Source organism: Silicimonas lutimaris (assembly GCF_047314965.1).
In the GTDB taxonomy this organism is placed as follows: domain Bacteria; phylum Pseudomonadota; class Alphaproteobacteria; order Rhodobacterales; family Rhodobacteraceae; genus JAVJUV01.
Genome location: NZ_JBLBVK010000041.1, coordinates 106,775 through 120,798 on the forward strand (window position 1 = coordinate 106,775; position 14,024 = coordinate 120,798).

Below are 14,024 nucleotides of genomic sequence, written 5' to 3' on the forward strand. Positions count from 1 at the left end.
GGTTGATCTCGCTCCCGGCGCTGTGCGGTCGTCCTATATCTCGCCATAGGCGAAATGGCCCGAGGTGAACTCGGTCGAATCCGTGAAATGATTCCGGCTCCAGGTCTCCGCTCCGCTGGAGTCCTTTAGGACAATGACAAGGTTTTCGCCTGTCGGCTCGAAGGAATCTGGCTCCGCAGCCGGGTCGCGTCGCACGCCGACACGAAACTCGACCTCGCAATAGTCTTGGGTCACAAAGAAGAGACCCCTATTCCCGATCACGTCCACGATGACGGCATGGGCTGGTGTCGCAATGCCCCCAGCCAGCATGATCGTCGCCGCCCAAAGGCTGCTGCTGAACAGGTGTCGGATGGTTGGGCGCTTGTCTCTTTCGGAGCATGTCATACTTGCTCAAATCCATTCTTTTAGTCAGTTCTTTTGTGCAAAATGCACCGAGGGCATTGTTGGGCAGTCGGGCGAAACCACGGCCGCCGAGGGTTAATTGTTTCGAAATTTGAAAGAGTTGCTTTCCGGAAGCGACAAAACCGCGCTCTCAATCTGAGCGATATCCGGGGTCTCGTTTTTTCCCTTTTCAACCCCCGTTTCCCCCGCTATACGCCGCACTTCATGGGCGGACACCCTTGGAGGCCGCCTGAAACTTGAAAAATTGGAGAATTGACCATGGCTGGTGAGATCCCTGATCTTCACGCCACGGTACGGACGGGGACAGGCAAGGGGGCCGCTCGTCAAGCTCGTAGAGACGGGCTCGTACCTGGCATCGTTTACGGCGGCGGAACCGATCCGCTCCCGATCAACGTTCCCTACAACGTACTGTTCAAACAACTGAAGCAGGGCCGGTTCCTTGCGACGCTGTTCAACCTCAAGGTTGACGGTCACGACGACGTGCGCGTCATCTGCCGCAATGTGCAGCGCGACGTGGTCAAGGACCTGCCGGCGCACCTCGACCTGATGCGCCTGAAGCGCACGTCGAAGATCGCGCTCTACATCCCGGTCGAGATCCAGGGACAGGAAAACTGCCCCGGTATCCGCAGGGGTGGTGTTCTGACCATGGTGCGGCCGGAAGTCGAGCTGAAAGTCACCGCAGGCGATATTCCTGAGAAGATCGTCGCAAACGTGGCTGGCCTGAATATCGGCGACACGCTGACCATCTCGATGGTCGACCTTCCGGCTGGCGCGAAGCCGACCATCGACCGCGACTTCGTCATCGCGAACATCCAGGCCCCGTCGGGTCTGGCCAGCCAGGCAGACGAGGAAGAGGCTGACACGGCCGAGCCAGAGACCGAGGACGACGCCGAATAATCCGGCTTTCGTCCCTGACGAGACAAGAAAACGCGGCACTGACGGTGCCGCGTTTTTTCTTTTGCCCCAATGGTTGGCGCATTGGCTGAATTCCGGTCATCTTGCGGCCATCGAAGGCCGTCAGGTTTGTTCACCACTCCGAAAGCCGAAGGCTTTAGTCTAGTCTTGTCCTCAGGGAGGGACCCCAATGAACGAGGTTCCAATGTGTCTGACTGTCGAAGCTCTTGTCCTGTTTCTCAATCTCTTGCCGCCCGATATCGTGACGACCGGGGCGGACATGATCACCGTCCATGCGCAGACCGGAGACGCGGTCTGGGAGGCGGACGGAGATATCTGGAGTCTCAGGCCCTCTGAAGGCCAGGTGTCCCAAGCCGGCTGACATCACGCGCGACGCAGCGCTCGCGTGTTTCACAGCTTCGGCACACCGCCCTGCATCACAGTCAGGAACCAGCCGGTGTCGATGTTGCCACCGCAGAGAATGACCGCAACTTCGCGACCGCGCATGGCGCCCGCTTCCAGCATCAGCGCGGCAAGCGCAGCCGCCCCGGCGCCTTCGGCAAGGTTGTGGGTGTCACGGTAATAAACCCGGATCGCCTCGGCGACGGCCTCCTCGGTGACGGTGACGATCCTTTCGGCGCCGGGTCCATAGATGTCGAGAGCCGCCTGCGCCGGTTCGCGCACCGCGACTCCGTCGGCGAAGGTCCGCGCACTGTCGGTGGCGATGATCCGGCCAGCTTCGGCGGATAGCTTGGCGGCGGGAGCGTGTTCGCTGACGACACCGACGATCTTGGTTCGAAGCCCAAGCGCATCGCGGGCGGCGATGCATCCGCAAATCCCCGAGCCAAGGCCGATGGGCACGTAGAGCGTATCGATCTGCGGCTGGGCCAACAGCAGTTCATAGGCATATGTCGCCACACCGCGCACCAGTTCGTGATGAAAGGAAGGCACAAAGGTCAGGCCCTCCTCGGCGGCGATACGAAGCGCTTCGTCGCGCGCGGCTTCGAAATCCGTGCCAACCTCGACCAGTTCGGCGCCGAATGCCCGCATTGCGGCGTTCTTCTCGATGGAGTTGCCGTGCGGCGCGCAGATCACTGCACGCAGGCCCGCCTGTGTCGCCGCCATCGCCTGACCCTGGCCGTGATTGCCACGTGTGGCAGTGATGATGCCGGGGCAATCCGGCTGAGTTCGTTTCAGCCAGTCGATGAAGGTCAGCGCGCCCCGCACCTTGAACGATCCGGTCGGCGTGTGGTTTTCGTGCTTGACCCAGACCTTGCATCCAAGACGCGCTTCCAGCAGGGGCCAGGCATATTGCGCCGTGGCTGGCATCCGCGAATGCACAAGTTCTGCGGCCGCGATGAGTTCGTCTCTGCTGAAAATCTGCTTCTTCCTCTTGGTCCAAATACTTCGGGGGTCCGGGGGCAGAGCCCCCGGTCTGTCGGACGCCGCCAGGCGTTCGACGGGTCGCTGTGCCTAAATTGCCCGTCCTTTGTCGTCGTGAGCATCCGTTCTTCGCCGAGGGTCAAGACCAGATCATATTGCATGATCTTTCCGGTTCCTAGACACGGGACGAATATCCTTTGGGTTCAGTCATCATGCCTGTCGTCCGGGGTGGCGCGGCGATTGATCACAAGGGCAAGAAGCGTACCGGCGACGAAGCCGCCCAGATGCGCCTCCCACGCCAGGAGGCCGCCCGTCGCATAGTAGAGAGCCACGTTCATCGCCGCCAGCAGGAGGGCGCCGCGGGCCACGGGCCACACCTGTTCCTGAAGCACGACGCGGTCGCGGAGATCCCAGGCCAGAAGCGCGCCGGCCAGCCCGAACAGTGCGCCGGAAGCGCCGACCATCGGGCGGTAACTGTCGGAAATGAGCGCAAATCCGATGGCACCCCCCAGAAGGGCACCAACGTAGAGGAGCAAGGCGCGTGGGGTGCCGATGCGTTCAAGAACTGGGCGACCGAGAGAGAAAAGCGCAATCATGTTGACCACAAGGTGCACCAGTCCCGCGTGAAGGAAGCCATAGGTCAGGAACATGGTCGCCGGTTGAAGGGCGTAGTTCGGTTTCCAATCCTTCAGAAGCCCCGGCCAGAAGCCGCCGTATTCATATATCAACTGCCGGAAGCGGGGGATTCCGAAGGCACCGAGGTCTCCCAGTTGCAGAATGATCTCGATCGCCGTGCAGAGTCCGGTCAGGGCAACAAGCCCCCAGCCGTTCATGACAGGGGACTCGGTGGGTGCGCCGCCGGAGTCAGCGGTCATCGCTTCAGAAGCCGAAGGTAATATCGCGCTGGATGTTGAAGAAGACGGTATTGGACGTCTCTGTTGTAAAGCCGTCGGTGGACTCGCGGACATGCGACAAGCCGGTGCTCATTTCCCAATCCTTTGCAAGTGTCCGGGTATAGGAAATTGTCGCAGTCGCCCGGTCGTCGTCATCCGCTCCGCCCAATTGGTTGACCGCCGAATAGCTTAGAACGGCGCTCCAGCCTGAAATATCGTTGATCTGGTCGCGATACCCGACGGATATGTCCGTGTTGTTGTAATACTCCGACCTGTCCACCGAAGGTGTCTGCGAAAGTCTTGCTGTAAGCGCACCAGAGCGCGTCTCGCGCTCATAAGCCACGCTGGCTTGTGGCCGCAATGCGGTGTCACCTTCCTGGTCGACGATCCCAAGCGAGAAGGCGAGGCTTCCGGCTGGCAAAGTGACGCTACGGCTTACGCTTGCTTCGGTCCGCCTGCCGCTGTCATCGATACGGCTGGACAGTTCAAGCTCGTACGCTCCATTTGGCCGATCTTGCTTGACGGAAAGTTCAAGTCCGATCCCAGTGTTCGTGACCGTTCCGACCTTCGCGCGGTCCAGTAAAAGGTCTCCCGTAAAGCTGAGACCTCCCGTGGTCTGGGCTGCAAGGCCTGCGCCGACATAGACGTTGTCTCTGTCGATTGACGTTTCGGTTTCCCGAGAGAAACCGGAGAGGACGCGGATCGTGCGCGCCGGATCGATTCTGAAGAGTGCGGTCGTGTCGATATAGAACCCGTCGTTGTCGATCAGGTCCGGATCAACCGTATCGGTGTAGTCTTCGTTGAAATATCCTGCCAGGACTTCAAAGCCGAAGGGCTGATCGATACCTGTCTCAAGGCCAACGTCGATACGAGTGAATGCCGCAGTGCCGTCGTCGATGACCAGCGTTCCCGTCCCGATACCGAAGATCGGCCCGGATGTGACCACAGTGTCGTCAAGGTTGTATTCGTTATATCGGGCCAAGAAATTCATAGCAGACGTGGCGCCACGGCGGGCGTAATTCAAGCGCACCTCCGTATTCTCCAGGTCAAACTCGTCGTCGCTGCTACCGCCGAATTCTCCGACGATTTCGCTTCCAAGTCCGAAAGTCAGCGTTTCCGAACGGGTCACGCTGCGGGCGCCGAAAGAAAGCCCTGTGCGCGACGTTACGGACGTATCGCCCGATTGGCGGTCATCCTTGAGCTCGATCCCTTGCGACAGGGAGAGTGTTCCGGAAAAACCTGGACCCTCCTGCGCGAACGCAGGAGGGAGGTATGATACCGAAAGCGCAAGGGTTGCTGTTAGAGAAAGACCCGTCCGCAAATATGTCATCCGTACTCTACTCGAAGAGGCGGCGCTCGGGCACGATGATTACGTCACCGCTACGAAGAACGATGTCACCTCCAACCGCTGCCCCGTCCGCGATTGCTTTATAGTTAATTGTCGACACGGACTGCTGACCCGTGCGCGCGTCCGTCCGGCGAAGGACGATACGCTTTTGAGCCGCGAAGGCGGTAAACCCGCCGGTCTCGGCCAAAGCCTGCAAGAGCGTCGTTCCACGGCGCAGGCTCTTTTGGCCCGGCGCGGCGATTTCGCCCATCATGTACACGCTGATTGATCCGCCGGAAGACGATGATGCCGTTGCCTGCGTCAAAGACGCAACCGTCACGAAGACGTTCGGCTCGGATGCAAAATTGCCAGCAATTCCAGACGTGATAGCCGCATCTACCTGGCTTGCCGTGCGTCCTGCTGCGGCTACGGAACCCGCGAATGGAAACGAGATCGTTCCATCAGGAAGAACCAGCACCGAACGGTTCAAGGACGAGTCCTCGAGAACCTCGACGGTCAGCGTATCGCCCGGCCGAATTAGATAACCGGATTGAGCAGAAGCACTAACGGCAAACATGGTCGCGACGAGCGCAAGCAGATACGTTTTCATTTTTCCCACTTTCATAACACCACTTCCCCCAAAGTGAGTACCAAACATTCGTCGGCACTATTGCCCATCAAGAGGGCCTTTAGAAGCCTTTTCTTGATATTTCACAACTTTAACTCCCTGCTTTGCGCCTCAAGTGCAACAATTCCGTACTTGATTGGTCATTTTGATCTCACGGATTTCCCTCAAGGTATTCCCGAGCCTCGACCAGCTGCGGCCGGTCGTCATCTTCGGACGCAACTTCGACCGCACGCTGGAAGGCTTCGGCCATCTCTTCCCTACGTCCCAGAGCCTCGTAGACCTTGCCGAGGTGGAACTGCACGATTGGGTCGTTGGGCAGACCTTCTGCCGCCGGTTCGAGATATCCCAAGGCCTCATCGAAGCGGCCCAGTCGATACATGATCCATCCGTATGTGTCCTGGAACGGCGGCGTCTGCGTGCCGCGAAGGCGGCGAGCGACCGCATTGGCCCGCTGCAGGCTTTCGTCATCGGAACGATATGTGGCCAGGAGGCTGGCGAGGTTGTTCGCGATGACAGGTGAGCGCTTGTCGCGGGCGTAGATCTGTTCGTAGATCTCGATTGCGCCATCGATGTCTTTCGCTCGTTCCAGGAAGGACGCCTTTACCCAAAGCAGGTTGATGTCCTCTGGCGATGTTTGCAGCGCGACTTCGAGAGTTTCCTGGGCTTCGTCGACACGCGCCTGTGCCGCAAGGACGCGGACAAGCTGAAGTGCTGCGGCCGGTTCGTTGGTTTCTTGCATCGTCGCGCGGATGATCGTCTCGGCTTCGTCATAGTTCTTTAGAGCGATGTGCGTGCCACCGAGAACCAGCTTGGCCCGTGTATTGTCCGGGAATTTCTCGACAAGTTCCTGGGCCAGGGTCAGAGCCTCCTCACGCTGGCCTTCGTCAAGGCGCGCACGGATCAGCGCGACCGCCGCAGTCGCGGACCCGGTGTCATCGCCGGCAACGAGTTCCTCGAGGTAAGCGATGGCGCGTTCACGGCCCTCCCGGCGACCAAAGATCTGGTACTGGAGTTCTTCGGCGCGTGTTCCGGCTTGTTCGCTGTCGATACGGCGTAATGCTGCCTCGACCTGTTCCGCGCGCGCCCAGTCTTCGGCTTCGAGGTGGACCTGACCCAGCAGGGACAACAGGTCGATATTTCCGGGAGACCGGCGCAGTGCGCGCACGAGGACGTCCTCGGCGGGTCTGTAGCGCTCCTGCAGGAACAGGCTCGTCGCCAGCGCGAGGCTTTCCCGGGGCGCGTTGTCGGAGGCTTCCGCGGCTTGCGCCAAAAGGTCCTGCGCCAGTTCCTGGCTGCCATTTCTCTGATGCGCTTCGGACATCAGCATCAAGGCTTCGGAGTCTTCCGGTTCACGGTCCAGGGCGGTGCGGAGCGACTGAAGCGCCAGTTCCGGCTGGTCCGCGTCGATCTGCCACCGGGCCATGGATTTCAGCGCATCGACCTGGCTTGGGTCCGTTTCCAGAACGTCTTCAATCAGTTGTCTGGCACCGACTTGGTTCCCAGTAGTGTCCAGCATCTTTGCGAGCGTGACCTTGAAGCGATTCGTTTCGTCGCTTGGTTCTGCGCCTTCAAGCACCTTTTGCATTTCCAGAATTGCGGTGTCGCGGTCGCCCTTGTCGAAAGTGATGCCGGCGCGGAGGGCCTGGAAGAGTCGGTTGTCTTCGTAGGTTTCGATTGCGGTCGCGATCTCCGCGAGCGCAGCCTCGTTCCCGCGGACCTGCCGCAGAAATGTAATCAGTGTGACATGGGCGGCTTCAGGCTGAACTGCGGCCGCCAGATCCTCTCGGAGAAACTGTTCTGCCGCATCGAGACGTCCGCGCCCGGCAAGCTGACGTATCAGAGCCACCTTGCTTTCATTGTCATCGGGGAACCGGCGGACGGTTTCCCTCAGGTGCTGCTCCACTCCATCCTGGTCGCCCATTGCGCTCAGAAGTCGAGCCTTGGCGATATACATGCTCCGGTCTTCCGGATTTTGAACGATGGAAATATCGACTATCTCCAGCGCGGCAACGAAGTCTCCCTCGCGGGCCAGACCGTCAATTATGATACGTTGCAGAATGAGGTCGTCTGGGAATGTCTTGAGAAGCTCCCGGGCCTCGCGGGTCAGCTCGCGAATTCGGGTGTCGTCTTTTGCCAAGGCCGCCTTGCGGAATTCCAGAGCAAGTTTCGCTGTGTCCACTCCGGGCAGTTCAACATTCGCTTCGAAAAGAGCGGTTCCGTGGCGCTCCGCCTCGTCCCAACTTTGGGTTTGGAGGGCCAACCGGGTCAGAGCGAGCCGTGCCTCGACATGATCTGGATTGGCTTCGACCACGCGGAGGTAACTGGCATAGCTTTCCTGGAGATTCCCGAGATCTCTGTTCGCCTCTGCATAGGCAATCCTGGCGTCGATGTTTCCGGCATCAAGTGCGAAAACGTTCCGGAACTCGACGAAAGCACGCTGCACATCGCCGGCCTCAAGCAGGTCCGTTGCATTTTCGAGATGCTTTGCTGCACGCTCTTCGGCTGAATCGCATGCGGCAAGAATTCCGACTGCAAGGGAAAGTACTGCGGCTCTGACGAGGTTTTGGCGGAACATAAACTACTCCTGCTGGAATGCCGCGCAAAAGGTATCACACTTCAGCGCGCCAGCCAGTCCGGTGCAGGCAGGAATTCATTGCGCGTGGGCAAACTGCCTCAGACGCCGGTTCCCCGGAATACGACTGAAATTGTCTTCCAGAGGATGCCGGCATCGATCGCGAGCGACAGATCGCTATCGTACGCATCGTCGTACATCGCGCGTTCTGAGAAGTCGCTCATATGGCGCTCGGAAACCTGCCAGCTTCCGGTCATGCCAGGGCGCAGGCGATAGTAGGCGTGGCCCGGATACAGTGCTTGTTGGTTCGGCATCATCGGGCGCGGGCCTATGAGTGACATGTCGCCACGAAGAACGTTCAGTATCTGCGGCAGTTCATCGAGTGAGGTGCGGCGCAGAAGTTTGCCGATCCGCGTTACGCGTGGGTCGCAGCTGAGCTTCTGCTTGGAGACCCATTCCAGGCGTGCCTGTTTGTCGCTCTTAAGATGCAGGTCCAGCATCTGTTCGGCATCGGGAACCATCGTCCGGAACTTCCACATGACAAACCTGCGTCCGTCCTTTCCGACCCGTTCCTGCCGGAAGAATGGGGCATTCCCGTCCATAGATATGAATAGTGCCAAGACCGCCATGAAAGGGAGAACGATCGGCGCTGCGAGCAGCACCGCCAGAACATCGATGGGGCGTTTTGCGAAATTTCTGTAAAAACCGAAGCGCGCTGCCGAACGTCCTGCTGTAACAGCAGTCGCCTCAGCCGAGCGGCGGATACTCGTTGAATGTACCGTCATAAACTCTCGCCGAAAGAAAATCGGCCCCCAAAAAATACACAGTTACACCACCGTCCGGTCATTTTTGCAGCAGCAAAACGTGCCAATCGAGGCAGCCTCCAACAGTTATCATTTGCCTATGCGAAATCAAATAAAGAGGTGTGCCTTCACCAAAATTTCACATCGAGAGTGCAGTTGTTCTTGCCGTTTTGGCTCCCAAAACCCCTGATTTGAAAGGTGATTTGGGCACTTTTGGGCCACATTTTTGCCATTTTGGCGTCCGGCGTCGTCATGCCCGGCAGAATCGGCTTAGAGAGACTTTGACGCAACGGTCTCCGGAAATCTTCGACACTGTTTCCAGCTCTGAGACTATCCTGAAGCGCAGGAATCGGATCTAGGTTTGCGATTCGTGATATTGTACCCATATGAATTGCAGAAATGCCGCATCCGGGACATGATGTGGCCTTTCGTAAGTTGTCTGGAGACTCAGACCCAGGCGCGGCGTATAAACATTCTCCGTGGGGTAGTAGTGAGACAATGACGAGTACTGATCTGTATATGGAATATTTCGGGTTCTCCGAGCGGCCGTTCACGCTGCTCCCCGATCCGGATTTTCTCTTCTGGTCACGGGCGCACCGCAGGGCCTTTTCCGTGCTGGAATATGGCGTCATGACGCGCGCACCCATCACTATCGTCACTGGCGAGGTTGGCGTCGGCAAAACGACGCTGGTCCAGAAGCTTCTGCAGACCCTCGACGACGATGTGACTTTGGGCCTTATATCCAATGCGCAGGGCGGACGGGGCGAGTTGCTTCAGTGGGTGTTGAACTCACTTGGCGTCGAAACCGACCTTTCGGCCGCCTATGTCACCCTGTTCCAGCAGTTGCAGGATTTCGTGATCGAGGAATATGCGTCCGGCCGGCGGGTGATCCTGTTGATCGACGAAGCCCAGAACCTCTCCATCGAGGGTCTTGAAGAACTGCGGATGCTGACCAACATCAACTCGAACAAGGACGAGTTGCTTCAACTCATCCTTGTCGGTCAGCCGGAGCTGCGGCAGATGATCATGCGCCCCGAGTTGCGCCAATTCGCGCAACGCGTGACGGCCACATACCATATCGCGACGCTGGATCGTGCTGCTGTGGCGGGATACATCCAGCATCGGTTGACGCATGTGGGCGGTACGGGCTCCGAGTTCACGGCGGAAGCCATCGATCTCGTGCACAAGCACTCCCACGGAATTCCACGACTTGTGAACAAGCTTTGCGATTTTTCCATGGTCTATGCGGCCACGGAAGAGCGTCGCGTTGTAGATGCCGCGATTGTCGAGGAAGTGCTGGATGACGGCATCTTCCTGCCGGCTGTAACGATTACCGGAGAGGCTGCGGAATGAACTCTGACATCAACTTCTACCTTGCGCTTCTCAAGAGGCGCCTGCCGATCATGATTTCGGTAGTCATCGCCTTTTGTGCGATCGGTATTTTCTTGGCCGTGACGCTTCCGCCAAGTTACCGCGCGGACGCGCGGTTGCTGGTTGAAAACCCGCAGATCTCGAGTGAGATGGCGGTCACGACCGTACAGACTTCCGCGGACAAGCAATTGCAGATCATCGAGCAACGCTTGATGACGCGGGCCAACATGATCGACATCGCCAACAAGTACGGCGTTTTCCAAGATAGCGGCGAAATGCAGCCCGATGAAATCTTCGAGGCGATGGAAGACAGGGTTGATATCAGCGTTATGGCGGGCGACCGGCAACGTGCGACGATCATGACGATCTCGTTCGAAGACGGTGATGCCCGGATCGCAGCGAACATCGTGAACGAACTTGTCACGCTTGTCGAAAGTGAGAGCGCGTCGATCCGCCAGACCGAGGCCGGGGAAACTGCCGAGTTCTTCGAAGGTGAGGTCGCGCGTCTCAGTGAGGAACTGACCCGAAAAAGCGCCGAAATCGTGTCGTTCAAGGAGGCGAACAAGGACGCGCTTCCCGAAGAGCAGGAGTACCGGCTAAATCGTCAGAGCCAATTGCTGGAGAGGTTGAGCCTTTATCAGCGAGACCTTGCCTCCCAGAACGAACAACGCAACCGGCTACTTGCAGTCGGAACGGCGTCGGGCGTGCCGGCGGTAACACTGTCACCCGACCAGCAGCGACTTGCCGAATTGCAGAACGATTTGAACGGCTTGCTGTCAGTCTATTCGGAAGCCAATCCGAGGGTGAAGATGGTTCGGTCTCAAATCAGCCAGCTGCAGGCCACCATGGATTCCACCGGAAACGGAACCAGCAGTGTCGACCCGATGCAGACCATGCTTGATCTGCAGATTGCCGATATCGAGGGAAGCATCGCGTTTCTGACATCGAGTGTCGCCTCAACCGAGGCCGAGCTTGCCGAGTTGCAGCTGGCGATCGAGAAGACACCTGAAAATTCGATCCGCCTTGAAGCGCTGACGCGCGACTACGACAACGTCCAGAACCAGTACAATCAGGCGGTGTCTTCGCTCGCAACCGCAAAAGTGGGCGAAAGCATCGAAGTTCAGGGGCGCGGCGAGCGCGTTTCCGTCATTGAGCGGGCAATCGTGCCGAATGTGCCCAGCGGTCCCAACCGGAAGCTTGTGGCCGGAGGCGGTGTCTTCGCCGGAATTGCGCTTGCCACTCTCTTCTTCGTGTTTGCGGAGTTGCTCAACCGTACAATTCGGCGCCCTGTGGATCTGACACGGGCGTTGGGAATTCAACCGCTGGCAACAATTCCCTTCATCGAAACCGAAGCGCAGTCCGGTCGGAAGCGGATCATTGGCTTCGCGCTTCTGAGTGCCATCGCCGTCGCTGTTCCGCTGGCGCTTTGGGCTCTGCATACATTCTACTTGCCGCTCGACCTTCTGGCGGACAAGGCGCTGGGACTTTTGGGGCTCTGAACAGGAAGACCGGACCGGAAACATGGAAAAGCTTCAGGCAGCCCTGGCACGGGCACGTGAGAAAAGAGAAACTCCGGATGGTTCGCGTCCTCTGCGGCCCGATCTGGCGGCGCGGCGCAAGTCACGCGGTGCCGCGCAGGCGGAAACCGTCAACGCGGCGTGGAACGCGATTGAACGTTTCGAACCTTCGGCGAAACGCATGCGCGAGGCGCGGATTCATTCCACCGAAGCCTCGGAACATGCGCAGTATTTCGACATCCTGCGGACCAAGCTTCTGCTGGAGATGCGTAGGAACAACTGGACACGGATCGCCATCACCTCGGCAACACCGGGTTGCGGGAAATCGACCATCGCCTGCAATCTGATCGCCGGTCTTGGCCGTCAGCCCGAGATACGCGGCATCTTCTTCGACATGGACTTCCGGCGACCTTCAGTTGCGAAGAAATTCGGCGTCAGCCCTTCGGCCAGTTTCGAAGACGTACTCAAGGACACCGTGTCCTTCGAGGAACAGGCTCTGCGCCTCGGTGACAATACTATCATTTCGATGACGACCGCGGCGGTCCGCGACCCAGGCCAGCTCGTGAACCGCTCAAGGACCGCCGAATTGCTGGACGAAATCCAGTCGACTTACAGTCCGGACATCATGCTGTTCGATCTGCCGCCCGTACTGGTCAGCGAAGAAACCCGCGCGTTCCTGAAGTTGATGGACGCGGTGGTCATTGTCGCTGGCGCGGAAAGCACCACAGCGTCCCAGCTTGACGAAGTGGAACGCGAGGTTGCGCAATACACCAACGTCGCAGGCATCGTCTTGAACAAATGCCACTTCATGGAAGATGGCTACGGCTACTCCTACTGATCCGCCGATTGCGGCCCCGACCAGATCGGGGCCGCATCTGCATTCAGGAGAGTGTGTCCGGGAAAGGCTTACGACCGACTGAGACATAGGCCTCGAAGCCGGCGTCACGTGCGTCCGAGGTCGAATAGATGTTTCGCAGGTCGGCCATTCTCGCATGCCGCATCGCCTGGGCCATCCGCTTGAGGTCAAGAGCCCGGAACTCGTTCCACTCGGTTAGCAGAACCACGAGGTCAGCGTCCGCAACCGCTGTGTAGACATCGTCGTCCCATATTACGTGGGGCAGGAGGTTTTCGCCTTCATGCCGCCCTTGGGGATCGACGGCATGAACAATGGCACCGCCTCCGATCAGCGCGGGAATGATCGTCAGCGAAGGCGCGTCCCGCATGTCGTCGGTGTTCGGCTTGAAGGTCACGCCAAGCACGGCGATCTTCCGGCCCTTGAAAGAGCCTTCACAGAGGTCGAGCAGCTTGCCGATCATCCGGCGCTTCACCCTGTCGTTCACCTGGATGACGGCTTCGGTGATTGTCATGGGGGATGCGAATTCCTGGCCGATGCGCGCCAGTGCGCTGGTATCCTTCGGAAAACAGGAGCCGCCATAGCCTGGGCCCGCGTGTAGAAACTTGTTTCCGATCCGGCCGTCGAGCCCCATCCCTTTAGACACTTCCCGGACGTCCGCGCCGGTCTTTTCGCACAGTGCCGCGATCTCGTTAATGAAGGTAATCTTGGTCGCAAGAAACGCGTTCGCGGCGTATTTGATCATCTCGGCCGACTCGAGGTCGGTCCTCACGATGGGAAAATCACGCAGGAAGAGCGGCCGGTACACATCGGCCATGACCTCGGCGGCGCGGTCGTTTTCCACGCCGACCACCACACGGTCGGGGCGCATGAAATCCTCGATCGCAGCGCCTTCGCGAAGAAACTCGGGGTTCGAGGCAACGTCGAAATCAAGGTCAGGATTGGCCGCGCGAACCACCGCGGCGACCTTGCGGTTGGTGCCGACAGGCACGGTCGATTTTGTGACGATGACGATGTAGCCCTTGGCATTACGCGCGATCTCTTCGGCGGCGGCCATCACGTAGGTCAGGTCGGCATGGCCATCGCCCCGACGGGTCGGAGTGCCCACCGCGATGAACACGGCCTCGGTTCCGTCCAGCGCCTTGGCCAGATCCGTGGTGAAGGTCAGCCGGCCCGCCTTGACGTTCTTTTCAAGCAGGTCTTCGAGGCCGGGCTCGTAGATCGGTACTTCGCCGTTTTCCAGCCGTGCGATCTTCGAGACGTCCTTGTCGACGCAGACAACTTCATGTCCGAAGTCAGAAAAGCAAACCCCCGACACAAGGCCGACGTATCCAGTGCCAATCATAGTAATACGCATTCAAATCGTTCCTTTCTTCCAGCG

At 58.9% G+C, this 14,024-nt stretch carries 13 protein-coding genes; 5 read left to right on the top strand and 8 right to left on the bottom strand.

Annotated features, from left to right (window positions below; all coding sequences use genetic code 11):
- Positions 1-33: 33 nt before the first annotated feature.
- Complete coding sequence (locus ACKLNI_RS06685) at positions 34-309, bottom strand: hypothetical protein (protein WP_413718275.1); 276 nt, start codon at positions 307-309, stop codon at positions 34-36.
- Positions 310-660: 351 nt separating this feature from the next.
- On the opposite strand from ACKLNI_RS06685, the gene ACKLNI_RS06690 reads away from it, so the two are divergent.
- Positions 661-1,299 (top strand): 50S ribosomal protein L25/general stress protein Ctc, encoded by a 639-nt coding sequence (locus ACKLNI_RS06690; RefSeq protein WP_413718276.1) that lies wholly within the window; start codon positions 661-663, stop codon positions 1,297-1,299.
- A gap of 187 nt (positions 1,300-1,486) precedes the next feature.
- A complete protein-coding gene (locus tag ACKLNI_RS06695) occupies positions 1,487-1,678 on the top strand; it encodes a hypothetical protein (RefSeq protein ID WP_413718277.1) in 192 nt (63 codons plus the stop codon).
- A gap of 29 nt (positions 1,679-1,707) precedes the next feature.
- Here ACKLNI_RS06695 and ACKLNI_RS06700 read toward each other — a convergent pair whose 3' ends face one another.
- The 6 genes from ACKLNI_RS06700 to ACKLNI_RS06725 form a co-directional block, all read right to left on the bottom strand.
- Positions 1,708-2,721, bottom strand: a complete 1,014-nt coding sequence (locus tag ACKLNI_RS06700) for a threonine dehydratase (RefSeq protein ID WP_413718309.1) — start codon at positions 2,719-2,721, stop codon at positions 1,708-1,710.
- Positions 2,722-2,882: 161 nt separating this feature from the next.
- Positions 2,883-3,554: a rhomboid family intramembrane serine protease gene (locus ACKLNI_RS06705; RefSeq protein WP_413718278.1), complete on the bottom strand. Its 672-nt coding sequence runs from the start codon at positions 3,552-3,554 to the stop codon at positions 2,883-2,885.
- Positions 3,555-3,558: 4 nt separating this feature from the next.
- A complete protein-coding gene (locus ACKLNI_RS06710; protein WP_413718279.1) occupies positions 3,559-4,701 on the bottom strand; it encodes a hypothetical protein in 1,143 nt (380 codons plus the stop codon).
- A 208-nt stretch (positions 4,702-4,909) separates the two neighbouring features.
- Positions 4,910-5,557 carry a polysaccharide biosynthesis/export family protein gene (locus tag ACKLNI_RS06715; protein WP_413718280.1) on the bottom strand — a complete coding sequence of 216 codons (648 nt, stop codon included), beginning with the start codon at positions 5,555-5,557 and terminating at the stop codon, positions 4,910-4,912.
- A 121-nt stretch (positions 5,558-5,678) separates the two neighbouring features.
- Positions 5,679-8,102, bottom strand: coding sequence for a tetratricopeptide repeat protein (locus ACKLNI_RS06720; RefSeq protein ID WP_413718281.1), 2,424 nt, complete (start codon positions 8,100-8,102; stop codon positions 5,679-5,681).
- 98 nt (positions 8,103-8,200) lie between these two features.
- Positions 8,201-8,884, bottom strand: coding sequence for a sugar transferase (locus tag ACKLNI_RS06725; RefSeq protein WP_413718282.1), 684 nt, complete (start codon positions 8,882-8,884; stop codon positions 8,201-8,203).
- A gap of 516 nt (positions 8,885-9,400) precedes the next feature.
- Between ACKLNI_RS06725 and ACKLNI_RS06730 the strand changes: the two genes are divergently transcribed.
- The 3 genes from ACKLNI_RS06730 to ACKLNI_RS06740 are packed head-to-tail and all read left to right on the top strand — an operon-like array spanning position 9,401 to position 12,628.
- Positions 9,401-10,255, top strand: a complete 855-nt coding sequence (locus ACKLNI_RS06730) for an ExeA family protein (RefSeq protein ID WP_413718283.1) — start codon at positions 9,401-9,403, stop codon at positions 10,253-10,255.
- A complete protein-coding gene (locus ACKLNI_RS06735) occupies positions 10,252-11,772 on the top strand; it encodes a GumC family protein (protein ID WP_413718284.1) in 1,521 nt (506 codons plus the stop codon). The genes ACKLNI_RS06730 and ACKLNI_RS06735 overlap by 4 nt, the downstream gene beginning before the upstream one ends.
- Positions 11,773-11,794: 22 nt before the next feature.
- Positions 11,795-12,628: a tyrosine-protein kinase family protein gene (locus ACKLNI_RS06740; RefSeq protein ID WP_413718285.1), complete on the top strand. Its 834-nt coding sequence runs from the start codon at positions 11,795-11,797 to the stop codon at positions 12,626-12,628.
- Positions 12,629-12,671: 43 nt separating this feature from the next.
- On the opposite strand, the gene ACKLNI_RS06745 is transcribed toward ACKLNI_RS06740, so the two are convergent.
- Positions 12,672-14,000 carry a UDP-glucose dehydrogenase family protein gene (locus ACKLNI_RS06745; RefSeq protein ID WP_413718286.1) on the bottom strand — a complete coding sequence of 443 codons (1,329 nt, stop codon included), beginning with the start codon at positions 13,998-14,000 and terminating at the stop codon, positions 12,672-12,674.
- Positions 14,001-14,024 lie beyond the last annotated feature (24 nt).

Excerpts from the sequence above, each read along its gene's own strand:
- ACKLNI_RS06685 (WP_413718275.1), bottom strand. The coding sequence starts at position 309 with ATGCTGGCTGGGGGCATTGCGACACCAGCCCATGCCGTCATCGTGGAC.
- ACKLNI_RS06690 (WP_413718276.1), top strand. The coding sequence starts at position 661 with ATGGCTGGTGAGATCCCTGATCTTCACGCCACGGTACGGACGGGGACA.
- ACKLNI_RS06695 (WP_413718277.1), top strand. The coding sequence starts at position 1,487 with ATGAACGAGGTTCCAATGTGTCTGACTGTCGAAGCTCTTGTCCTGTTT.
- ACKLNI_RS06705 (WP_413718278.1), bottom strand. The coding sequence starts at position 3,554 with ATGACCGCTGACTCCGGCGGCGCACCCACCGAGTCCCCTGTCATGAAC.
- ACKLNI_RS06715 (WP_413718280.1), bottom strand. The coding sequence starts at position 5,557 with ATGTTTGGTACTCACTTTGGGGGAAGTGGTGTTATGAAAGTGGGAAAA.
- ACKLNI_RS06720 (WP_413718281.1), bottom strand. The coding sequence starts at position 8,102 with ATGTTCCGCCAAAACCTCGTCAGAGCCGCAGTACTTTCCCTTGCAGTC.
- ACKLNI_RS06725 (WP_413718282.1), bottom strand. The coding sequence starts at position 8,884 with ATGACGGTACATTCAACGAGTATCCGCCGCTCGGCTGAGGCGACTGCT.
- ACKLNI_RS06730 (WP_413718283.1), top strand. The coding sequence starts at position 9,401 with ATGACGAGTACTGATCTGTATATGGAATATTTCGGGTTCTCCGAGCGG.
- ACKLNI_RS06735 (WP_413718284.1), top strand. The coding sequence starts at position 10,252 with ATGAACTCTGACATCAACTTCTACCTTGCGCTTCTCAAGAGGCGCCTG.
- ACKLNI_RS06740 (WP_413718285.1), top strand. The coding sequence starts at position 11,795 with ATGGAAAAGCTTCAGGCAGCCCTGGCACGGGCACGTGAGAAAAGAGAA.
- ACKLNI_RS06745 (WP_413718286.1), bottom strand. The coding sequence starts at position 14,000 with ATGCGTATTACTATGATTGGCACTGGATACGTCGGCCTTGTGTCGGGG.